This is a genomic window from Alteromonas portus, assembly GCF_005117025.1.
GTDB lineage: Bacteria > Pseudomonadota > Gammaproteobacteria > Enterobacterales > Alteromonadaceae > Alteromonas > Alteromonas portus.
In genome coordinates this window covers 192,169-215,562 of the sequence record NZ_SWCO01000007.1, presented here as the reverse complement: position 1 = coordinate 215,562, position 23,394 = coordinate 192,169, and the positions used below count along the sequence as shown (strand labels likewise).

The window sequence follows — 23,394 nt, the reverse complement described above, 5'->3', positions numbered from 1 at the left end:
AGTACCCGTCATTTCCAAAAAGAATTCCTATGTCTGTCAAACACCCTATTATTGCTATAACAGGTTCTTCTGGTGCGGGTACTACTACCACGACCAATGCTATTCGCCATATTTTCAGGAACTTAAATGTTAATGCTGCAGTAGTTGGCGGTGATAGCTTCCATCGTTTTACTCGCCCAGAAATGGAAGTAGAAATTCGAAAAGCACAAGAGCAAGGCAGGCATATTAGCTACTTTGGCCCTAAAGCCAACGATTTCGAACTCTTAGAATCTCTGTTTAGGGAATACGGCAGCTCGGGTACAGGTCAATTTAGACAATACCTTCATACTTTTGATGAGGCAGTCCCTTTTAACCAGATGCCTGGAACCTTTACACCTTGGCAAGATTTGCCCAAAAACACTGATTTGTTGTTCTATGAAGGATTACACGGGGGTGTTAAGACTGAAGAGAATGACGTAGCAAAGCATGTAGATTTACTGGTCGGCATGGTACCCATCGTAAACTTAGAGTGGATCCAAAAAATTGTGCGCGACACCACTGATCGCGGTCACTCCCGTGAAGCGGTGATGAGCAGCATAGTGCGTGGGCTAGACGACTACTTCCACTATATTACGCCGCAGTTTTCACGCACCCACGTTAACTTCCAGCGCGTACCGACTGTGGATACCTCTAACCCGTTCAGCGCTCGTGAAATTCCAACCCAGGATGAGAGCTTTGTTGTGGTTCGATTCAGACGTGAAATGAAGAGTGTCGATTATCCTTATTTGCTTCAGATGATTGATGGTTCGTTTATGTCTCGTATCAATACCTTGGTGGTGCCAGGGGGCAAAATAGCACTGGCTATGGAGCTTATTCTTACGCCGCTTCTTGAAGATATTTTAAATAAAAAACGAAGAGCCGGTCATCAAATGGATTGGCTTAGTACCGGCGAGTAGCCGTTCAATACCTGCCACGGTTAAACGTGGCAGCTCTATCTAAACAGCCCTCAGACCGTTTTCTCCAACTATCGGGCCCCATAATTAAAATACGTCGAATCAGTATTACATTTAACCTAGAAACCTTTTTTTAGAGACAGATTAATATTGAAAATTAACGGAAACACCAATTAGCCTATCCGCCGTTTTGGGAACAAATTGGATAACAGATTCTCCTTGCCCTGTGGAGTCTACAAAAGCAGCTAAGTTATTAACATATTGTGTATCAAATATATTCTTAACGAACAAAGACACGGAATATCTCTGTGACGCTGCAGTATATCCGATGAATACTTCCGCGATGCCATACGCCCCCTGTATGGTTGCAGGGTTTTGGCTCGCATCATATTGCACTTCTGATTGCCAACGATGATTCGCTTGCAAAAACCATGTTGCACCGTTGCTCAAGGCATCACTCTCATAGTGCAGCCCAGAAACAATTTTAAATTCAGGAGAAAACGTCGTGGTTTCACCAGATACATCCTTTGTACCTGACTCAGAGCACGATGGGCTAGGGTCGTTTACATAGCAGGCCACCGAATACGATTGAAACTCTGCATCTAACCACGTTGTGGCTAACGTTAAAGTGAGATTATTGGTGGCGGCGAACATTCCGTCTATTTCAAGACCTCTCTGCCTTGTTTTACCAGCATTAGTGGGCCTGAAAATCACATCTGTCTCATCAAAATAGGAGACCTGCGTATTCTCAAAATCTTGCCAGAAAAGTGCGCTTGTAAGATTCAGTCTTCGATTAAACCATTGCGTTTTATAACCGATTTCGTAGGCATCGACATATTCAGGCTCTAGAGGCGCACTATCAGGCAAAGCAAAGTCTGCGCCAGGACCCTTGTACCCTTTGGAGTAGGTAGCATATGCATTAGCACCTGATTCTAAAGCAAACTGAAAAGAAAGCTTTCCCGTTGTTTCAGTATAATGCTGCTTGCCTGCCCCCTCATAACGAGGTTCAGGTAAATCGCCTTCCTCAACAATCCCGCGCTGTTGAACGTCCCATTCAAATACATCACGTTGAGACCTCAACCCCAAAGAGACTGAAAACTTCTGACTCAATTCATAATCAAATTGACCAAATAACGCGTAATATTGCGTTGATACATCCGTAAGTTGATCGTAGGACTGACTCGCCACATAGGCAGCTGGTGGTGGAACCCCTTCACAGTTACTGTAAACAGGCCTTGCCGCAACTAAGTCGTAGCATACGGTTCGCCTTTCTTGATTAATACCTATGTAATTCGTACCCCACAAATACGCACCTATAGTGTATTGAAAGGCCCCTTCGTGAGTTGATTGGAGCCTAACTTCTTGTGACATTTGCTCCGTGTCTTTCGTGCTGTTTACTACGCCTCGAAAAGAAGGCGTACCATAGCCAATATAGGCACTGACGGGAATATCTACACCAGTTGAATCTATATCTAGTGCATCATCCATTTGCCAGTTTCTGTATGCGGTAATTGAGGTGATTTGATGCTCGTCTAACCACCAATTTAATTCTGCACTGCCCCCCCAATCTTTCATGTCGTAATGATGAGGATCGTTGATATTCACTTGTCGATTACTTTCTCCAGGTATAACTGGTGTTCTCGCGTCAATATTACTCGCTTCAAGTGAGGCCTCGCTCACCGACCGAAATACTCGCACGCCAGAGGGGGCACTTGTGTCCGAATAGTCAGCAATGAGCATCAACTCAATATTATCATTTATATCCCATTGCAGCTTACCTCTCGCGCCTTTGGCTCGCTCTTTATCAAGGGAAGGACCGTCATTGTTGACGTTCTCAATATGACTCGTTGCCACATATTTATAGTTCCCCGACAATCGGAATGCGACTTCATCCGAAATTGGCCCCGTCACCGTGCCTTTCGCATTCCATTCTCCGTATTCATCATAAGAGACCGACGCACGCATTGCTTGCTCTTCGAAACTGGGCTTTTCAGTCACAATATTAAGCACCCCAGCAGATGCATTTTTGCCAAACAATGTGCTTTGCGGTCCCCTTAATACTTCTACTCTTTCTGTATCTGCTAAGCTTCCAAAAAATTGGCCCTGTCGAGCAAGTACTACACCGTCGACTACTGTTGAAACACTCGACTCCACCGTAGCTGAATTAATGGTGGTCCCGGTTCCTCTTATGTAAATGCTTTTCTGGAACGGTGACAAATTATCTTGCAGTGAAATAGACGGCGAAATATGCACAATATCCTCGAAATCACTCACCCCACTGCGTTCAATGACATCCCCCGTCAATGCTTGAACAGATATCGGCACCTCTTGTATTGATTGAGTGCGCTTCTGTGCCGTCACTTCAATTACTTCTAAAACAGGATCATCTATAGTCTTACTTTTCTCATCCACCAACTGTGGTTCATCTGCTTTTACCCCCACTCCCATCATCGCCACACATACGCCAACAACTTGTATCATCTTCGCAACTTTCATGTAACCCCCTTGCAAACACCATTAATTCACACAATTTTTACACATATTAAACATCACTCTAACCACAATTGCACACTAGTGCAATATTGCACTTCTGTATAATTTAGTTATTATTGTTACTACATTCAGTTATCAACTGCGAATACAGGGCTAATGAAATGAACTCGACAAATGTCTCTGGTGAAAACAGGATCACCCGAAAAAAGCATAAGACGCGAATAAAATTGCTGACTGTGGCGACTGAACTTATCGCGAGAAAAGGGTTTGAAACATTAACTGCAGATGACATTGCAGATGGAGCGGATGTCGGCAGAAGAACCTTTTATAACTATTTTGAAGGGAAGGTCGATTGCATCATAGAGGCGGTAAGAGTGCGCTACGAAGCATATGCCCGGGCGCATACAGAACAACTATCGCAAGTTTTGATAGGTTCAGATGTCGACAGTGCCGACGTTGTCGCGAGGATGGCAAATGCAATGTTTAATAGCATTGCTACTGATCCAATTACCGAAAAGCTTACTGCATACCCCCATATCCTCAACAATGCGATCACCGAAAGTCAGCGCGACTTTCTAACGGCGAATATTGCCAGTGGCGTTATTCGCGGTCGCTTTCAACCGGTCGCGTCACCAGAAATAGCAGAACCCATTACAAGTTGGGGCTTTATCGGATTAGTCATCGCCTCTATTCACCGCCAAAGCCAAGTGCCAGACGGAATGGAATGGGCACGTTTTGTTCTGACCATGCTCGGTCTTTCTCATCATGAAATTGATGCACTCAACATTTTTCAAGAGCTATAAGATATGAAAAAAATAGTCGTTATCTTCCTATCAAGTATTGTCTTTATCATCGCTATTTGGGGTGTTAATCCATTTTCTCACTATCGAGAAACTTCAGGACTCTTTAACCCAGAGTACAACGATCTCGAAACCGGTATTTTTACCCAATCCAATGGCGTTATTGTAGTAAAAGCGCTTACCCGCATGCCAAAAGTGAAAGCGAATATGGTGCGATGGTGGTTTGCTGATTACATGCAAACTACCGCCGATTATCAAAAGTGGCACCCCACCGCGCATGTTTGGATGAGTTGGGAAAACAAACGAGAGGGGGAAATTATTGGAGCCAGTCATCTTGTGCACGAATACATTGGCAACGAACTTCAAAAGCTTCGTATCCAGTTTGTCGACCCTGTTGAATTTTTTCCTGATTACACACCATCGAAAAATGAAACTTTGTTATGTGCTCGGGCGGGTGAATTAGAACGCGACTTAAATCTCACGACCATGTGCCATTACATTCGCGATACTGAATTTGGTGCAGAAATGCGTTCCATTTTTTGGTTGGGGCATGTTGCTAAGCGCGAGGGAAATGAACAGGTCCGCTCAATTGAAGGGCTGATCGGCAATACAGCTTTAGCAAGATACTTCTTGCTTAACACCTCTCTGGCAAGCGACTTGATGACGCATGCAATTGAAGAAATGGGAAATCTAGCAGACTTTTTACCTCAATTGTATGAAGACAACCAGCCGACTAAATAATACATTCGCCAGCGATATAACAATCTATTTACAACCTAAAGTCGAAATTATTTAAAAATTACGTAATGTTAAGTTCCCTTAGCTAAAATTTTAGGTGATGCGATGCCAACGGTAACAAGTACGCAAATATGGGTGAAACAAGACGACTTAAATCAAACTAAAGTGGTCGAATATGTGCTGTCTACAAACATCTTGAGGGAAGACGAAGTATTGCTTAAGACCGATAGTTTCGGGTTTTCTGCCAATAACATCACCTACGCGGCATTGGGTTTTAAAATGGGCTACTGGGGCTTTTTTCCACCACAAAGTAATAACGATGGTGTTAACCCAAACGGCTTTGGCATAGTACCGGTTTGGGGGTTTGCCACAGTCAAAGCGTCTTGTCATCCTGATATCAAAGAAGGCGAGAAGGTATTTGGTTACCTACCCATGGCGAGCCATTGGGTAATAAAGGCTGGAAAAGTCGCCACACACGGATTTTCAGACGTACATGAAATGCGCAAAAGTATCAGCCCGGTTTACGACCAATACCTACGCTGTGCGGCGGACCCTGGCTACGACAAAGCCCGTGAAGCATGGCAGCTAAATTTCAGACCCTTATATATGACGTCGTTTGTGCTTGATGACTATGTTGCTGAGAAAGCAAAGGGTGAAGTTTTACTGTTATCTAGCGCTTCAAGTAAAACCGCGCTAGGTACAGCGCAACTACTAAAAGATCAAAAATCGGCGCGAAACGCCAGCTATCAAGTGGTTGGGTTAACCTCTCAGTCTAATATGGATATGGTCAAAGCATCTGACTGCTACGATGCAGTATATAGCTATGATGACCTATCTGCTCTTACGAGTGACTGCCGCAATTCGCGCTACTGGCTTCTTGATTTCGCAGCTAACGGCACGCTAATCAATAACCTTAGCGAGCTGCTTGGCGATAACTTAAGCGAGGTAACGTTAATTGGTGCAACCGATTGGAAAGCCGAAGAAAAGCCAAACCCCAAACTGCTTAATGCAGAAATTTTCTTCGCACCAGCACGCGTAAAACTGCGCCAAGGTGAATGGGGGCATGAAGCCTTTTTGGCGAAATACGCGGGTGCATGGCTGCGCTTCGCCTCAAAAGTCAGCGGTCATTTCTTTGAACAGTCGCACCAGGGCACTAATGCTATAACACAGTTATATCTGGAGACACTTAACGGCTCGGCAAATACCAAAGCCCTTAATGTCGCCACCTTTGATTAGCGTTACATAGCAACATGGGTTCTTGCCCGCTTTAGACACTATTTGTAACAAACATGCTCTATCTTTTACGCTTTTGTCGCTTTTGTATTTCACATCTTGTGGTTATAGTGAAACAAAAGTAAAACGAAAGGTATGAGTATGGGTCAGGAAACCTCTAAAATTCTCGTTGTTGATGATGACATGCGTCTGCGCAGCCTGTTAGAGCGCTATTTGCTAGAACAAGGCTATCAAGTCCGCAGTGCGGCCAACGCAGAACAAATGGACAGACTGCTTGAGCGCGAGAATTTTCACCTTATGGTTTTGGACCTTATGCTACCGGGCGAAGACGGCTTGTCTATTTGCCGCCGATTGCGCCAGCAAGAGAACGACATGCCCATTATTATGCTTACTGCAAAGGGCGATGAAGTTGACCGCATTATTGGCCTTGAAATGGGCGCAGACGATTATTTGCCTAAGCCATTTAACCCGCGCGAGCTTCTTGCTCGGGCTAAAGCCGTATTGCGCAGACGCAGCAGCGAAGCGCCGGGTGCCCCGTCTAAAGATGTACAGATTGTAGAATTTGGTAGTTACAAACTGAACCTTGCTACCCGTGAAATGACAGCGGGTGATACGCCCCTAACCCTGACTAGCGGCGAATTTGCGGTATTAAAATCTCTGGTTACCCACCCACGTGAGCCTTTGTCGCGTGATAAATTGATGAACTTAGCGCGTGGTCGCGACTACAGCGCATTAGAGCGCAGTATCGACGTTCAGGTTTCGCGCTTACGAAGAATGCTGGAAGAAGACCCTGCCAACCCTCGCTATATTCAAACTGTGTGGGGATTGGGCTACGTATTCGTACCAGATGGCGAACAAGTTTAGCACCCATGTCCCATACGCGGGTGCTACCGCCTGGCCCAGTTTGCTAATAAAGTATGTATATCCATGACACCTAACTATGGGTTGACCTATAGCCACTTCAGATGCTGGCCCACGATTCACAGCGGTGGCAAATTATGCGTTTAATTCCCAAAAGTGCGTTTGGCCAAACCGTCATGCTCATTGGCGTGCTGCTGCTTATCAACCAAATTGTGTCGTACATATCGGTTACCTACTACTTTATTCAGCCCAGCTATCAACAAATTAACAGCCTTTTGGCCACCCAAGTAAAGTCTGTACTGGCTAACGATTTGCTGGTAACTAACCAAGAAACCCGCGACCGCTACTTTCAAAAAACCCAGGTACAGGTCTTTGACGAAAGCGTAGCCAAACAAAATGGATTAGAGAGCGCCGTATACTATAGCTATATTTCTTCTCAGGTTAGCGAACAACTCAGGCAGCTTGCGGACGTACGCATTAGCACCACCACACAGGCCAGTGACGAGAACGCGCCTTACATTGTGTGGATATCTCTTAATCGCTACCCAGACACCTGGATTTCTATTCCCATTTCGGGCTTAAACGAAGCGAATATCTCGCCCCTTACTATGTATTTAATGGTAATTGGGATATTGAGCGTAGCCGGTGGCTGGCTGTTTGTAAGGCGTATGACCCGACCGTTGTCAGCCTTACAAAAGGCGGCAATAGCCGTTGGTAAAGGTGAACACCCGACGCCACTTCGTGAGCAAGGTAGCACCGAAATGATTCAGGTTACTCGCGCATTTAACCGCATGAATCAAGGCATTAAGCAGCTTGAAAACGACAGAAATATCATGACAGCAGGTATTTCCCACGACTTGCGTACGCCGCTTACTCGCATTCGTCTTGCCTCGGAAATGCTGCCAGAAGATCAAGATTGGATAAAAGACGGCATTGTAAACGACATAGAAGATATGAACGCTATTATCGATCAGTTCATTGACTATGCCCGCTACGATACCGAAGAAGTCACCCAAGAAACCGATTTAAACGCAATTATCGCAGAGCTTGTACAAGCACGACACCTTGACGATAAACACCACATCGAGCTCAAACTCAACGCTATTCCTCCTCTGTCATTAAGACGCATTGCGATGAAGCGCGTCATCGACAACCTTATTGAAAACGCCTTTAAATATGGTTCTGAAGAAATCGCGATTAGCAGCTTTTACAATCGCCATGAAAAGCGCGTGTACTGCAAAGTGCGTGATTTTGGCCCCGGCATACCTGAAGATGAACTCAACAGTGTTTTCATGCCGTTTGCACAAGGTGATAAAGCACGTAATTCGTCTGGCTCTGGCCTGGGGCTTGCCATTATTCGAAGAATTGTAGAGGCCCATGATGGAGAGGTGACACTAAGAAACCATCCACAACAAGGACTTGTGGCCGAGTTTTACTTACCATACCTTTCCGAGTTACCCAAAAAGAGCTAGCGCTACAGCTTTCAAATTATCCGCAGCGCCATGTTTATGCTGTATTTAGGCTATGCTGAGCAGCCCATCTAAAGACTATTAGCTTCTGTGGTACTTAATTTTTCTGCTGTAACCATAAGAAGCAAGCCAAAGTACACATCCACCCAGTGGGATCACCCAAAATGCAGTGGTAAGGGGCACAAAATTAGCCCACAGCCCAGTCGAAAAAGAAGCCACTTGTACGCCAGTAGAGTTACCGATAATAGAAATGCCAGAAAGCACAGGGCCGTTGTCGCTATCAATGTTCATTGCTGCTGACAAAGCAAGTGGGAAGAGCCCACCTAAACCTAAACCCAACAGTAAATTACCCGCACCAATGCCATAAAATGAAGGCATTAATTTCAGTGCGAATACACCCGCTAGTGAAGCGGTGGACATGATGACAATCATGCGATGCACCGATACAAATCGCAGTAAAAATGGGAAGGTCAAGCGACTGATTACCATACCAGCGGTAAAGCATGCCAGTAGGTTTCTTGACTGTTCGCCAGTAAAGCCCAAACCGTTTTGCGCATAGCTCACAAACCAGTTCGCGTTACCAAACTCTACCGCACCATAGCCAAAGGTGAGCAGCGTTAGAAATATAAAAACAGGCTGCTTTATGATAACGCCAAATGCCAAGGTTTTTTTCGGTGCTTTAGGTTGCCCCCTCAAGACTTTTGCCTGCGAGCGTGCCGCAATAAAGGTATAACAAGACAGAATAATCATAACCCCTGCAACTACTTGTATGGGCAACCGCCAGTTGTGCTCAACAAGATATAACAGTGTTACAAAGAAAGACGCTGCAAACGTACCTAAACTGAACATAAAGTCCATTAAGCCCATCATGGTAAAGCGCTTTTCTGCATACATCCGCGCTATTAGGGTGTGTCCGATGGTAAAAATTGTCGAGCTTACTACCCCAATTAACACCGCTAACACTAAAAACCACTGCCAGGAAGACAGTACAGAGACTAAGAGCAGCAGCCCAGTATTAATACTAAACAACGTGGCTAGCAGCGGCATGTACTCAAAGCGGCTGGCGTACTTGCCACCAATCACCGCACCTAACATCATGCCTACCGAAAAGAGCGAAAACAGTGCGCCACTGACTAATTCTGACATTTGCAGATCTGCAGCAATATCTGGAAGAAGTATTCCCCACAGTAAAAACAATTTACCAATTAAGAAAAAACCAGCAAATATAACAATGGTAGCGGGAAGTCTGCTCATTTAGGCTCCATGGTTGACATCAGTTTAAGACATCGGATACGGGTGTGAGGGCACAACGTAGAGATGTACCGCTAACCACGAAGTGAACCCTCTGGGGAAGCTGACTTTTAATGTAAGTCAGCGGCCGATTATTATCACATGATCACTATCTCAACCGACTGCTGATAGTCGCAGGAAAATGCAAGTGAAAGCGTTTTCCCTTTGTCGTCCCATGTTACTGGTATGCTATTGCCGTCAATGGAAACACTTTGTGGCTTTTCGCTGAAACCATGTACTACATAAGTGATATTGCGCTGCTTTGGCATACCTACATAGCTGCCATCGCTCTCAAGAGTAAGAGTAAGTGCGTTATCATCTTCAAATGAGGCACTTAGCAGTAACCTAGTGTACAACCCCTTTTCGACAGACGCTGGATTTTTGCCGTCATCTTCATAATAAGTATATGAAGATGAATTTACTGAATTGTCGTGCCAGTAATGCATTTCTATTTTACGTGCATCAAACTGCTCTGTACGGCTAAGCCCTTTAGCCATTGGCATAAAGCTTCCTGCTCTTACCCACACAGGGAAATTATTTTGGCTTAGTGGGTAGTTAACGGTTTGACCACCTTCGTATTTCGTATCAGAGAAAAAATCAAACCATACACCTTCAGGCAGCTTGGTCGGCCAAACCGTTTGATTTGCGCGAGTTACAGGCGAAACTAATAACCCATTGCCCCACAAATAACTGTCTGCATTTTCAAACCAATCGCTATCACCGTAGGCCATAGCTAACGGTCGCATTAATGGCGTGCCGTAAAGCGCATTTTCAAAGGCCAGTGAATAGTTATAAGGCAGCATGTCGTAGCGAAGTTGAATAAACTTGCGCGCAATCGACTTTACGGGGTCGGCGTGGAAAACTGGCTCTGGCGCAATATTATCTTGAGCATGAGGCCTAAATACCGGTGAAAAGGTACCAAATTGAAGCCATCTTGTATAAAGCTCGGCATCAAAGGTTTCGCCTCCTGCAAACCCACCTAAGTCGGAATGGGTATACGCCATACCAAAGACACTCATTTGAAGTGCTAATTCTACCTGTGGCTTAAGCCCGCCCCAACTGCGGCTTACGTCCCCTGTCCACGGCACCATACCAAAGCGTTGACTACCTAGAAACCCTGAACGCATGAGTACAAAAGGACGTGTATTGGGTTGCAACACCGTTAGGTTGTTGTATACGGTTTTTGCCCACTGGTGGCCATAGGCATTGTGCACTTCTGCGCCGCTGACTTTTGTGGATTGCCACATATGCTGAATATCGTCAGGGTGAACTTCTGGCTCGCCAAGATCGCCCCACCAGCCTGCAACGCCCTGTGCAGCTAGCTTTTCATAGAACGACCAAAACCAGTCTTGTCCCTTTTCGCTGAAAACGTCAACCAACCCTGTATTGCCGAAGTAAAAATCGAACGTGTAAGGCGAGCCATCTTCTTTCGCAGCAAGTGCATCGGCAGCAACAGCACTTTCCCATTGTTTAGAGGTAGTGAGTATAAACGGCTCAGTAATCAGCACTGTTTTAACGTCTTGCTCACGAAGACTCGCTATCATGGTTTCAGGTGCCGGAAACGCCTCAGTGTCCCAGCTTAAATTGCCCATATGCCCTTTTACATCCTTACCAAACCAATAAAGGTCAAGTACGACGGCGTCTACAGGAATATCTTGCTGATTGAACTGATCGACAACATCCATGACCTGCTGCTGAGACTTATAACCAAAGCGAGACGCAAAGTTACCTAACAGCCAACGCGGTGGAAGCGGCTGTTTTCCCGTTACTGCTACCGTATTCGTAACCGTGTCTTCTAAATTTTCACCCAACACCATGATGTAGCTAGCACGGCCGCCTTGTGCCTTAAATAGCAACTCGTCGCTGTTCGTTTTGCCAATATCTATCTCGCCAGAAGCGGTGTTATCGAACAATACACTATAATTTTTTGATGACATCACGGCCGACAAGCCAAAGTACATTTGGTGTGAAGACGTGGTGTAACCATAGTGTGCTTTGTTATATAGCGGCATGCTATGACCACGACGATCCATACCTAAAACCCGCTGGCCGCCACCATAAAGTTTCTCGTTTTCACCTAGCGCAAACGACAGGCTGACTTCTTTACTGGAAATACTTAGTCCGCCTTGTTCTTTCGCGACGATTTTGCCGTCAACAGAATAGCTGATAGCGTGTGTCGCCTTATCAACATGCGCTGCAATATTGTTGAGCTTTAAGGTTAGGGTTGTCGCGGTTTCAACTAGCTCTACATCGTTAGCTGTTTTGTTTGTAACATCAGTCAACGCGGGCTCGGGAAGCGCCATAGACGGAAGATTTACGTAAGGCGTACCATTATCATCAGTAAGATACGTTACTTGAAAGCCTCTATCGTGCAACACGCTTATCGTGAAGTCATTGGTATCCGTATCAATATTTAGCGTTGCTTTTTCCAGTGTTGCTGTTTGAACTTCGGCTACCGAATATACCGAGAAAAATGCCAAACCAGCACATGCAAGTGCTATACGCTGTTTCCTGTCTATCATGCTCAAAACCTTTTTTATGCTTCTTAGCGAACCGCACTTAATTAACGAGCGCGCTTAATTAAAGCCTACTTGTGTACGGTGAATGATAGCCAGTGCATTGCTCAACTTAAATAAACATACGTATTCATAATGTTAAATTTGTTAACAATAATACAAAAAAAGCCCGCAACACGGTGCGGGCAAAACATCAATCACGTTGAGTGTGATGAACGTTGGGAAGGGGCGAACCGAGTGTTAGTTACCCGGCCCGGCTTTAACGATAGCGTCGCTAACGTCGTATTTTTCAAAGTTCTGTTTAAAGTCACTAACTAAGTTAGCGGCGTATTCGTTGTACTTCTCTTTGTCAGCCCATGTGTTCTGAGGCACAAGCAAATTGCTGTCTACACCGTCTACTGCCACAGGCACATCTAGGTTTAACGCGTCAATGTGTTGGGTTTCAACATCAGCCAAATTGCCCGATACAATTGCGTCGATGATGGCGCGTGTAGTAGGGATATCAAAACGGCTACCTGTGCCGTAAGGGCCGCCTGTCCAACCCGTATTAACCAAGTAAACCTTAGCGCCGAACGCTTTAACACGCTTAATCAGAAGCTCTGCATACACGCCTGCTGGACGTGGGAAGAAAGGCGCACCAAAACAGGTTGAGAAGGTTGACTCAATATCGCTAGTAGAGCCAATTTCAGTAGAGCCGACTTTCGCTGTATAACCGCTTAGGAAGTGATACGCCGCAGCTTCTTCACTTAGCACTGAAACAGGAGGCAATACGCCACTTACGTCACAGGTCAAAAATACGACTGAGCGAGGTTCGCCGCCTCGGTTTTCAGCAACGCGCTTTTCAATGTGCGAAAGCGGGTAGGCCGCACGTGAGTTTTGGGTTAACGATGTGTCGGTATAATCTGGCGTGCGCGTTTCATCAAGCACTACGTTTTCTAGAATGGTACCAAACTTGATGGCATTCCAAATTACTGGCTCGTTCTTTTGAGATAGGTCGATACATTTAGCGTAGCAACCACCTTCGATATTAAATACGCTACCTGGTGCCCAGCCGTGCTCGTCGTCTCCAATCAAGAAACGCTTAGGATCGGCTGAGAGCGTGGTTTTGCCAGTACCTGAAAGGCCAAAGAACAAGGTCACATCGCCTTCTTCACCCACGTTGGCTGAACAGTGCATAGGTAGTACGTCTTTCGCTGGAAGCAGGAAGTTTTGCACTGAGAACATGGCTTTTTTCATTTCACCCGCGTAACGCATGCCCGCAAGCAGTACGCGCTTTTTCGCGAAGTTGATGATAACTGTGCCATCACTGTTTGTGCCGTCACGCTCTGGCTCACAAGTGAAACCAGGTACGTTTAAGATTTGCCAAGGCTGTTCGCCTTTAACATTCCACTGCTCTGGAATAATAAACAGGTTACGGGCAAAAACATGCTGCCATGCGGTTTGGGTTCTTACTTCAAGCGATAAAGCATGCTCGGGGTCAGAGCCCACTTGAAGGTGTGAAAGAAAGTGTTCTTGGGTAGACAGGTAAGCTTCAACGCGGTCCCACAGTGCATCGAATTTGTCGGAATCAAAAGGTTTGTTCACCTTGCCCCAATCGATATCATTTTCTGTTGTTGGCTCTTTAACAATAAATCTATCGTTTGGAGAGCGGCCCGTACGTTTGCCGGTTTCAACGACAAGCGCACCGTTTTTATCTAGCACACCTTCGCCGCGCAATACGGCGCGTTCGATAAGTTCTGCATTAGGCAGGTCGGTGAGTGGCGTTATTTTCAGTTCCGTTTGAATAGAGGCTGCTGCGGTCATGGCTGTTACCTTATATGTAATTTTTCAAAAGCACTTTCAAAAAAGTATCACCTCTTTGAGTGTAATGTAAACAAGGCCTTGCGAGCATTTATAAAACACATACTCACTATTTAGCACATGCAAATTTCATAAATATTGTAAATTAATTACAAGGAAAGCCTTTACCTTGGATATAAATGCAAAAATAGGGATTAGAAAACCTATATTGATCGATGAATTTCAAAATAAAATGATGAAATTTTTTTTGAAAAAGCGAGTGAAAACTTTCACTGAAACAGAAATAAAAGGAAAGTGGGACTGTGGAGAAAAGTTAAACACTTACTACTGGTCACTTCTTGACCACAAGTGAAGTGTTGCGCGAATCAATTGATATATACTGCGAGGCGTTCTGAAACGAAAAAGCACCTTCAATAGAAGGTGCTTTAACATAGCAGTAGACCAGTAGTTACTGATTAGAAGACGGAGCGTCGAAGTTGCCGCTGTGAATGGCTTCTACGTCGATACTATCGAAGCGGTATTCAGCATGACAGTACTGGCAGTTCATTTTGATTGCACCTTCTTCAGCAATAATCGCGTGAAGTTCAGACTTCTCCACGTGACGAAGTGCTTCTGCGCTTCGCTCCCTCGAGCATGAACAAGCAAAGGTTACGCCCTTAGCAGGGTACACTTCCACATCTTCTTGGTGGTAAAGGCGATATAAAATATCTTCAACCGACAAAGAAAACATCTCTTCTTTGGTCAATGTTTGAGTAAGTTTAGAGATATGAGCAAACTCATTGGCTTGCGACACATCCGTAGCGCTGGCATCGGTGGGCAATACTTGCAGCAACACACCCGACGCTTTCGCGTTTTTAGGGTCGCTCATGTCAGTCATTAGGTGCACGCTCGTCGCTAGCTGTTCAGACTGAGCAAAGTAACCTTCAATACAGTCAGCTAGTGAAGGTTTATCTAATGCGACAACGCCCTGATAACGCTCGCCTTCATCTGGAGTGATAGTAATAACCAGTACCGCCTGAGACAACAGCTCAGAAAACGTTTCTGGCAATGTTTCTAATGTCTCGTCCCAGCGCGCCACACCGCGCAGCGTTTGTTCGTGAGTGGCGTTTAATACCGCGTAGCTTACCGGCCCTTTGCTTTGAATTTGAAGTGAAATTTCACCTTTAAACTTAAGGGTTGCCGTCAGTAGTGATGTTGCTGCCGCCATTTCACTTAGCAATGTTTGAATTTGCACAGGGTATTCATAGCTGTGCACAATTTGCTTTAAGCTCTCATCAAGACGAACCAATTCGCCACGAACGTTAGCTTGGGTAAATAAGAAGCGGTGTAATTTATCGAAATCGCTCATAACTAATCCTGTTGAGCAGCTCATTATTGCTGCTTAAATTTAATAATCTGTCGTCGCTGCTTTTTATCAGGTCTATGATCTGGTTTAGGGCTGTGAAAGGCGTTCATTTTCCGCGCCGTTTGGTTTTCTTCACGTTTTGTTACACTTTCCATCGTCTCTTCAAAAAGAGCCTGCGCCAAAGGGGCGCTCAAACGCTTGTCGCTTAAGCCTAGCACTTTAATTTCACGATTATCCCATCCGGAGGGAACTTTAATCATGGCGCCAAGCTCTACATGTTTACCAGGTTTGGCTCGTTGCCCGTTGTACTGGACTTTTCCCGACTGCACCATGTCTCTTGCAATTGCACGGGTTTTGAAGAACCTTGCAGCCCATAGCCACTTGTCCAGCCTGACGTTTTGTGGTGTATTGTTAGTTTCCGATTGGCTCATGTAATAATTTCGTAATGGTGTGGCTTTAGTGTTGTGACCCTCACCTTTACTAGGCTATTATGGGTTTGCTAAAGCGCGGTTAACCAAAAATTCACTATATTATAATAAAGCAGTACCATCAGTGGCAGCATGACATTCAATAAACCCAACCCACAATCTCTGGTTGTTTATCTGAACCAGCATCAAAAACAGCTACATACCATCGTAGTGGTTCTGCTCAGCCTGTATTTAATTGCATTTGCTGCCAAACTCGTGTGGCGAATTATACCCGAACCTCAACTATCTGCGACACCCACAGTAAGCCGTGCTCCGGTTATTTCTTCGTCGTCAGGCCAAAATGGGGTCAACATTGCCAAAATACAACAGCTGAATTTATTTGGTAATGCAGCAGCCAAGCCTGCTGAACCGGTCGCCGAGGTGACTGACGCGCCAGAAACGCGCTTAAACTTAACGTTAACGGGCGTTGTAGCCAGTTCAGAACAAGACGCTGGCACCGCTATTATCGAAAACCGCGGTAGCCAAGCGGTGTATGGTTTGGGCGAAAAAATTGAAGGCACTAATGCCACGTTGCAAAAAGTGTATAACGACCGCGTTATCATTAAGAACGGGGTAAGAAACGAAACTCTGATGCTTGACGGTATTGATTACGATGAAGCTAATCGCCGCCGTGAAATGCAAGCAAGGAACCGACCTGAGCCAGAGGAAGAGGAAGAAGATGTAGTAGAGCTTAGCGAAGAAGCGCTAGAAGCAACCGCAGCTCTGCGAGAGCGTCCAGCTAACTTCACAGACTTTATTTCAATATCGCCGAAAACCGAAGAAGGCCAGCTTATCGGTTATCAGGTGAGTCCTGGCAAAGAGCCTGAACTATTTAAATCGGCTGGACTTCAGGCTGGCGACGTGATTACACAAATTAACGGGCTAGACCTTACCGACTTGCAGCAATCGCAAGAGGCATTGTCTGAGCTTCGCAACGCACAAACGATAGAATTAACGATTATTCGAGATGGCAGTTTAACTACGCTATACCTAGATTTACCTGAGTCTTAATACCAATAACGGTAGCAGCGCGATATTGTCGCTAGGTTAGCAGCATAATAAATAAAGCAATTCGGTCATCGATAAGTTAGGAAATGAAGGAAGTTAGAATGAAAAGGCGCACTAGCCAAAAATTATTATCTCGCTTGAGCACAGCCATGTGTACAGCGCTTCTGTGTTTCTCGGTTACGGCCGCTGAATACATGCCTAATTTTAAAGATACCGACATTAACGAATTCATTAATATTGTTGGTAAGAACCTTGAGCGCACCATTATTGTCGATCCTAACGTACGTGGGAAAATAAGCGTACGCAGTTATGACATGCTCAACGAAGATCAGTATTACCAGTTTTTCCTTAACGTACTACAAGTGTACGACTTTGCCGTTGTAGAAATGCCAAGCGGTATTTTAAAAGTTGTTCGCTCGAAAGACGCGAAGACATCTAACATTCCGGTTGTTGAAGGCGCTAATCGCGACGGCGATGAAATGATCACCCGCGTTGTACCTGTTTATAACGTACCGGTACGTGAGCTGGCACCTATCTTACGTCAGCTAAATGACCAAGCGGGCGGCGGTAATGTAGTTAGCCACGACCCATCAAATGTTATGATGCTGACCGGCCGTGCTGCGGTAGTGAACCGACTAGTTGAAATTATTGAGCGCGTTGACCGCGCTGGTGATGAGGAAGTTGAAATTGTTAAGCTTCGCTATGCATCAGCCTCTGAGATGGTGCGTATTATTGAAAGCATCAATAAGTCACAAGGCAAAGCGAACACAGGTACTAAATCTGAACCACGCGTAGTGGCAGACGATAGAACGAACTCTGTCATCGTAAGCGGCGATATTAAGGCTCGTCAGCGTCTTATCAATCTTATTCAGCGCATGGACCAAGAACTTGAGTCTAATGGCAACACTCGCGTACTGTTTCTTAATTACGCAAAAGCAGAAGACTTAGTTAAAGTGCTTCAAGGCGTATCAGCCAGCATTCAAGCAGAAGAACAAGGCGGTGGCACTACTTCGCGCAGAACAAGCTCAAACCGTGAAATCAGCATTGACGCACATGAAGATTCCAATGCTATCGTTATTACCGCAGAACCCGACATGATGCGCTCGTTAGAAGAGGTAGTACGTCAGCTTGATATTCGCCGTGCACAAGTTCAAGTTGAAGCCATTATCGTTGAAGTCTTTGAAGGCGACGGCACTACATTGGGTGTTCAGTGGGCCTCTGAAGCAGGTGGCGGTACGCAGTTTAGCAACGGTGTCGTACCTGTTGGATCACTAGCGGTAGCCCTTAAGCAAGCAGAAGATGATACTGATACTGAAGCTTATGTAACCGATGATGGCGAAGTGGTTACTGTAACGACCACTGATGAGGGTGATTACACCGCCTTGGCAAGCCTTTTAGGCAGCGCTAACGGCCTAATTGCAGGTATTATCGAAGACGGTTGGGGCGCGGTGGTGCAAGCAGTAAGTACCGATACCAACTCTAATATTCTTGCCACTCCTCACCTTACTACCATGGACAACGAAGAAGCGTTTTTCATTGTAGGTCAGGAAGTGCCTATTATTACAGGGACTACAACTGGTGCGAACAACTCTAACCCATTCCAAACCGTAGACCGCCAGGAAGTGGGTATCAAACTTAAAGTAACGCCGCAAATTAACGAAGGCGATGCAGTTCAATTACTTATTGAACAAGAAGTGTCGAGCGTAAGCGGTGCAACCTCGGTAGATATTTCAATCAACAAACGTGAAATTAAAACCACAGTAATCGTTGATGATGGCGGTACTATCGTACTAGGTGGGTTGATTGACGAAGACGTTCAAGAAAGTGTGTCTAAAGTACCCTTGTTAGGCGATATCCCTATTCTTGGTCACCTGTTTAAATCTACGTCCACCAGTAAACGCAAACGTAACTTGATGGTATTTTTGAAGCCGACAATTGTTCGTGACGGCGCAACCATGAATTCAATCAGTCATCGCAAATACAACTATATTCGAGCGCTACAGCTAAAACGTCAGCAAGAAGGTGTGTCTCTCATGCCATCAGCTGAAACGCCAAGCATGCCTGAATGGAACGATGCACTAGCCCTACCACCTTCATTTGAAGAGTACCTTTCAGAGAAAGAGAAGCAGAAACAAGAAGAAGGTAACGACTAACATGGCGGGGCAGGACGAACAAATTACCCAAGCACTAGAGGCGCAAGAAGAAGCCCTAGAAGCCATGGGTGAAGACGGCGGTTTACCTGAAGAGGAGGCCGGCCCAAAGCAGCTTTCTTTTAGCTTTGCAAAGCGCAATCAGGTGTTGCTAGAAACTAATGAAACCCCTGCGGTTTTGTATTTCACAGAGAATACGCCGTTTGATGTATTTGCCGAAGTGCGTCGCTTCTATGGTGAACCGTTTGTACCGAAAACGATTCCAGCAAACGAATTTGAAAGCCTGCTTACCAGCGCATTCCAGCGAGATAGCTCAGCTGCTAAACAGCTAATGGAAGACCTCGGCAATGAAAGTGATTTATTCGCCCTTGCCGAAGACTTGCCTGACACTGAAGACTTATTAGACAGTGAAGATGATGCGCCTATCATCAAGCTTATCAACGCTATGTTGGGCGAAGCGATTAAGGAAGGCGCGTCGGATATTCACATAGAAACTTTTGAAAACCAGCTTGTCGTTCGTTTTCGCGTAGATGGCGTATTGCGCGAAATTTTGCGTCCTAATCGCAAGCTTTCATCTATGTTGGTATCGCGTATTAAAGTTATGGCGAAGTTAGACATCGCCGAAAAACGTGTGCCTCAGGATGGTCGTATTACTTTGCGTATTGCCGGGCGAGCGGTGGATGTGCGTGTTTCGACTATGCCTTCAAGTCACGGCGAGCGCGTAGTGCTGCGTCTTTTAGATAAAAACAATGCACGCTTAAATCTAGAAGATTTGGGCATGACGCTTCAAAACCGAAACCATTTTTCTTCTCTTATCAGAAAGCCTCACGGCATTATTCTGGTTACCGGCCCGACAGGCTCGGGTAAAAGTACCACTCTGTATGCAGGGCTAACTGAAATAAACTCGCGAGACAGAAATATTTTAACCGTTGAAGATCCTATCGAATTTGATCTTCCAGGTATCGGTCAAACGCAAGTTAACCCCCGTGTAGATATGACATTTGCCCGCGGGCTTCGCGCTATTTTGCGTCAAGACCCCGACGTAGTCATGGTGGGTGAGATCCGCGATATCGAAACCGCTCAAATTGCAGTTCAGGCCAGTTTAACCGGTCACTTGGTGCTTTCCACTCTGCATACCAACACGGCTGCGGGCGCGATTACTCGTTTAGAAGATATGGGCATTGAGCCTTTCTTGCTGTCATCGAGCTTATTGGCGGTATTGTCACAGCGACTTGTACGTACCCTGTGCTCAGATTGCAAAAAGCCTCATACGCCTGATGCCTCTGAGCTTGAAATATTGGGGCGGGGCGCCACAAGCGAGACCACTATCTACAAACCTCACGGCTGCGCCGCATGTAATCAAACCGGATATCGCGGTCGTACAGGTATTCACGAGCTATTATTGGTAGATGAAAAAGTGCGTGAAATGATGCACGAAGGCGTGGGCGAACAGGCCATTGAGCGTTATATCAGAACATCTACTCCAAGCATCCGTGAAGACGGCTGCGGCAAGGTGCTAGCGGGTGAAACCTCTCTTGAAGAAGTGCTTCGAGTAACGAGGGAAGACTAAATGGCGGCATTCGCTTATAAAGCGGTTAATGCCCGCGGTAAGAATACAAATGGTGTGCTTGAAGGTGATAATGCCCGTCAGGTTCGTCAACAGCTGCGCGAAAAAGGCTTAATTCCTTTAGAGGTAGAACAAGTCGCTGAGCGCTCGCAAAACGAAGGTAAAGGCTTTTCGTTTTCTTTATTTAAACCCCGTATTTCAGCGTCAGATTTAGCCCTGCTTACACGCCAGCTTGCTACCCTTGTGGAATCGGCCCTTCCTGTTGAAGAAGCACTGCTTGCCGTTGCCGAACAGTGCGAAAAACCCCGTCAGAAAAACATGATGATGGCAGTACGCAGTAAAGTGGTAGAAGGTCACGGACTTGCTGATGCTTTGGGCCAATTTCCTAGTGTGTTTGACGAGCTATACCGCGCGATGGTTGCAGCTGGTGAAAAATCCGGTCACCTTGATACCGTACTGAACCGCCTAGCCGACTACACAGAGCGCAGACAACAAACCCGCAGCCAAATCACACAAGCGATGATTTACCCATCGTTAATGCTGTTCTTTGCAATGGGTATCGTGCTGCTATTGTTAACAGTGGTTGTACCTAAAATTGTGGGGCAGTTCGACCATATGGGTCAAGACCTGCCGGGAATAACACAGTTTCTTATTTCTATAAGTACCTGGCTGCAAAATTATGGCTTGTTTATGCTGATAGGCATTGGCGTACTTATGGTTATTATTCAGCACGTGCTGCAGCAAAAGCATATGAAGCTACGCTATCATAGAGCGCTTTTAACCCTGCCACTCATTGGCCGGGTGTCTCGTGGGCTTAATACCGCTCGTTTTGCGCGAACCTTAAGTATTTTGAGTGCCAGCGCGGTTCCACTACTAGAGGCTATGCGCATTTCAGGTGATGTGCTAGAAAATCAGCATATTAAAAACCAAGTGGCGGATGCAGCCATTAATGTTAAAGAAGGCAGCAGCCTTCGGGCTGCGCTGGATAACACAAAAATGTTTCCACCAATGATGATGCATATGATTGCGTCAGGTGAAAAGTCGGGAGAGCTACAGCAAATGCTAGCTCGCGCGGCAGATAATCAAGATAGGGAATTTGAAGCGCTTATTGGTGTCTCACTTAAGGTATTTGAACCCTTACTTATTGTATCGATGGCAGGCATTGTTCTGTTTATCGTTATGGCAATATTGCAACCAATTTTAGCATTGAACAACATGGTGAATATTTAATGAAAACACTTAATCGCAGTTCTGGTTTCAGTTTGATTGAAGTCATGGTCGTACTTCTAATCATCGGTATTATGGCGTCTATGGTGGCCCCGCAAATCTTGGGTAACCAAGAAGAAGCGCAGCTTAAAAAGGCAGCGGTAGATATCCAACAAATGGAAAGTGCGCTTGAGATGTACAAGCTGCGCAACAACCGTTTCCCAACCACTGAGCAAGGTCTTGATGCGCTAGTTACCGCGCCGACTATCGACCCGATTCCTCGTAACTACCCTGAAGGTGGCTTCATTAAGCGCCTACCTGAAGATCCGTGGGGCAACCCGTATGCGCTAATTAGCCCAGGAGAATTAGGCGTAGTAGATATTTTCTCTAATGGTCCAGACGGTGAACCGGGTACTGATGATGACATTGGTAACTGGAACATTAACGAATACCTGAACTAACTTTTATGCGCTACAGCGGCAGTACATCGTTAAAAAATGCGGGCTTCACCCTTTTAGAAGTCATGCTAGTACTGCTGCTTATGGGTTTGGCGGCGGGTTACGTTATGTTTAACGCCTTTGGCGCGAGTAAATCAGACCTGCTGAAAACCCAAGCCCAACGCCTACAGGTTATTGTTGATATGGCCAGCGATTTTGCGGTGTTAAATCAACAGCAGCTTGGCGTACGCTTTGAAGCCGAAAAAAACGAATACTACTTCGTTTACCTAGACGACGATGATGAATGGCAGCGTATCGAGGACGAAAAGACCTACGAACCTTACACGCTACCTGAGCCTTTTACCTTCACTTTAAATTTAGACGACTTACCATGGGACGTCGAAGACAGGCTCTTTGACAGGGAGCTGTTCGACGAGAATTTAAGTGTTTCTGATGAAGGGGTTGAAATAGGTAACGAAGAAGAGAAAAAGCTGCCTCCGCCTCAAGTGCTTATAATGTCGAGTGGCGAAATTACGCCTTTTACCTTGTCGTTTAATTACGAAGGTGAAGACGGCGACGAACCCGTGTATTACAGCTTGCAAAACCAAGACCTTCCGCCTTTAGTGCTTGAAGGGCCTCTGGAGAGACCACTATGAGTGCGTTTAATGTTGATGCATCGACAAAAAACGTTGCACCTGCCACACCGCGCCAGCAAAGTGGTTTGACGCTACTAGAGGTCATGGTAGCCCTGCTTATTTTCGCACTCACCGGCACAGCAGTACTTAAAGCTGCAGGCGAGCATTTATCAAGCGTTGGGCAAATAGAATCTGTCACCTTTGCCAACTGGGTGGCAAGCAATCGCTTAAACCAGCTTCAATTAGATACCACGTGGCCGCCCAAAAACAATTTGAAGGGCACGATGGAGATGGCCGATCGCACATGGTACTGGCAGCAAACAGTAACAAAAACTAACGACAACGACTTGCGTTCAGTAACCATTTCGGTGGGTGAAGACGAGAGCTACGGCAGCTCAGTAACATCAGTAACCACTTTTGTGGCTAAACCGACGGCGGAAAATTAGT

At 45.7% G+C, this 23,394-nt stretch carries 19 protein-coding genes; 13 read left to right on the top strand and 6 right to left on the bottom strand.

Going from position 1 to position 23,394, the window contains the following annotated elements:
- The first annotated feature begins 29 nt into the window (after positions 1-29).
- The gene (locus E5672_RS12630) at positions 30-935 is read left to right on the top strand and encodes a phosphoribulokinase (RefSeq protein WP_136782518.1); all 906 of its coding nucleotides are present in this window, start codon (positions 30-32) and stop codon (positions 933-935) included.
- A gap of 141 nt (positions 936-1,076) precedes the next feature.
- Here E5672_RS12630 and E5672_RS12625 read toward each other — a convergent pair whose 3' ends face one another.
- On the bottom strand, positions 1,077-3,428 hold the full coding sequence (locus E5672_RS12625) for a TonB-dependent receptor (protein ID WP_136782517.1): 2,352 nt from the start codon (positions 3,426-3,428) through the stop codon (positions 1,077-1,079).
- 158 nt (positions 3,429-3,586) lie between these two features.
- On the opposite strand from E5672_RS12625, the gene E5672_RS12620 reads away from it, so the two are divergent.
- From E5672_RS12620 to envZ, 5 genes are all read left to right on the top strand, one after another.
- A complete protein-coding gene (locus E5672_RS12620; RefSeq protein ID WP_136782516.1) occupies positions 3,587-4,228 on the top strand; it encodes a TetR/AcrR family transcriptional regulator in 642 nt (213 codons plus the stop codon).
- 3 nt (positions 4,229-4,231) lie between these two features.
- Positions 4,232-4,966, top strand: coding sequence for a DAPG hydrolase family protein (locus E5672_RS12615; RefSeq protein ID WP_136782515.1), 735 nt, complete (start codon positions 4,232-4,234; stop codon positions 4,964-4,966).
- A 102-nt stretch (positions 4,967-5,068) separates the two neighbouring features.
- Positions 5,069-6,199 carry a DUF2855 family protein gene (locus E5672_RS12610; protein ID WP_136782514.1) on the top strand — a complete coding sequence of 377 codons (1,131 nt, stop codon included), beginning with the start codon at positions 5,069-5,071 and terminating at the stop codon, positions 6,197-6,199.
- A 138-nt stretch (positions 6,200-6,337) separates the two neighbouring features.
- Complete coding sequence (ompR, locus tag E5672_RS12605; protein WP_276606290.1) at positions 6,338-7,060, top strand: osmolarity response regulator transcription factor OmpR; 723 nt, start codon at positions 6,338-6,340, stop codon at positions 7,058-7,060.
- Positions 7,061-7,194: 134 nt separating this feature from the next.
- A complete protein-coding gene (gene envZ / locus E5672_RS12600) occupies positions 7,195-8,529 on the top strand; it encodes a two-component system sensor histidine kinase EnvZ (RefSeq protein WP_136782512.1) in 1,335 nt (444 codons plus the stop codon).
- Positions 8,530-8,607: 78 nt separating this feature from the next.
- Here the strand turns inward: envZ and E5672_RS12595 are convergent, their stop codons facing one another.
- The 5 genes from E5672_RS12595 to hslR form a co-directional block, all read right to left on the bottom strand.
- On the bottom strand, positions 8,608-9,780 hold the full coding sequence (locus tag E5672_RS12595) for an MFS transporter (RefSeq protein ID WP_136782511.1): 1,173 nt from the start codon (positions 9,778-9,780) through the stop codon (positions 8,608-8,610).
- A gap of 134 nt (positions 9,781-9,914) precedes the next feature.
- Positions 9,915-12,338 (bottom strand): TIM-barrel domain-containing protein, encoded by a 2,424-nt coding sequence (locus E5672_RS12590; RefSeq protein ID WP_136782510.1) that lies wholly within the window; start codon positions 12,336-12,338, stop codon positions 9,915-9,917.
- A 234-nt stretch (positions 12,339-12,572) separates the two neighbouring features.
- Positions 12,573-14,135, bottom strand: a complete 1,563-nt coding sequence (locus tag E5672_RS12585; RefSeq protein ID WP_136782509.1) for a phosphoenolpyruvate carboxykinase — start codon at positions 14,133-14,135, stop codon at positions 12,573-12,575.
- A 445-nt stretch (positions 14,136-14,580) separates the two neighbouring features.
- Entirely contained in the window at positions 14,581-15,480 is a 900-nt protein-coding gene (gene hslO, locus E5672_RS12580) for an Hsp33 family molecular chaperone HslO (RefSeq protein WP_136782508.1), read from the bottom strand.
- A gap of 23 nt (positions 15,481-15,503) precedes the next feature.
- A complete protein-coding gene (gene hslR, locus E5672_RS12575; RefSeq protein ID WP_136782507.1) occupies positions 15,504-15,908 on the bottom strand; it encodes a ribosome-associated heat shock protein Hsp15 in 405 nt (134 codons plus the stop codon).
- 129 nt (positions 15,909-16,037) lie between these two features.
- Between hslR and gspC the strand changes: the two genes are divergently transcribed.
- From gspC to gspI, 7 genes are all read left to right on the top strand, one after another.
- Positions 16,038-16,955, top strand: a complete 918-nt coding sequence (gspC, locus tag E5672_RS12570; protein WP_136782506.1) for a type II secretion system protein GspC — start codon at positions 16,038-16,040, stop codon at positions 16,953-16,955.
- Between the two features lie 98 nt (positions 16,956-17,053).
- A complete protein-coding gene (gene gspD, locus E5672_RS12565; RefSeq protein WP_136782505.1) occupies positions 17,054-19,105 on the top strand; it encodes a type II secretion system secretin GspD in 2,052 nt (683 codons plus the stop codon).
- A 1-nt stretch (position 19,106) separates the two neighbouring features.
- Positions 19,107-20,672, top strand: a complete 1,566-nt coding sequence (gene gspE / locus E5672_RS12560; RefSeq protein ID WP_136782504.1) for a type II secretion system ATPase GspE — start codon at positions 19,107-19,109, stop codon at positions 20,670-20,672.
- Positions 20,673-21,899, top strand: coding sequence for a type II secretion system inner membrane protein GspF (gspF, locus tag E5672_RS12555; protein WP_136782503.1), 1,227 nt, complete (start codon positions 20,673-20,675; stop codon positions 21,897-21,899).
- Positions 21,899-22,336 carry a type II secretion system major pseudopilin GspG gene (gene gspG / locus E5672_RS12550; protein WP_012520130.1) on the top strand — a complete coding sequence of 146 codons (438 nt, stop codon included), beginning with the start codon at positions 21,899-21,901 and terminating at the stop codon, positions 22,334-22,336. The genes gspF and gspG overlap by 1 nt, the downstream gene beginning before the upstream one ends.
- A gap of 5 nt (positions 22,337-22,341) precedes the next feature.
- Positions 22,342-22,968 (top strand): type II secretion system minor pseudopilin GspH, encoded by a 627-nt coding sequence (gene gspH, locus E5672_RS12545; RefSeq protein ID WP_136782502.1) that lies wholly within the window; start codon positions 22,342-22,344, stop codon positions 22,966-22,968.
- Positions 22,965-23,393 carry a type II secretion system minor pseudopilin GspI gene (gene gspI / locus E5672_RS12540; RefSeq protein ID WP_136782501.1) on the top strand — a complete coding sequence of 143 codons (429 nt, stop codon included), beginning with the start codon at positions 22,965-22,967 and terminating at the stop codon, positions 23,391-23,393. Before gspH ends, gspI begins: the two co-directional genes overlap by 4 nt.
- Position 23,394: the final 1 nt, after the last annotated feature.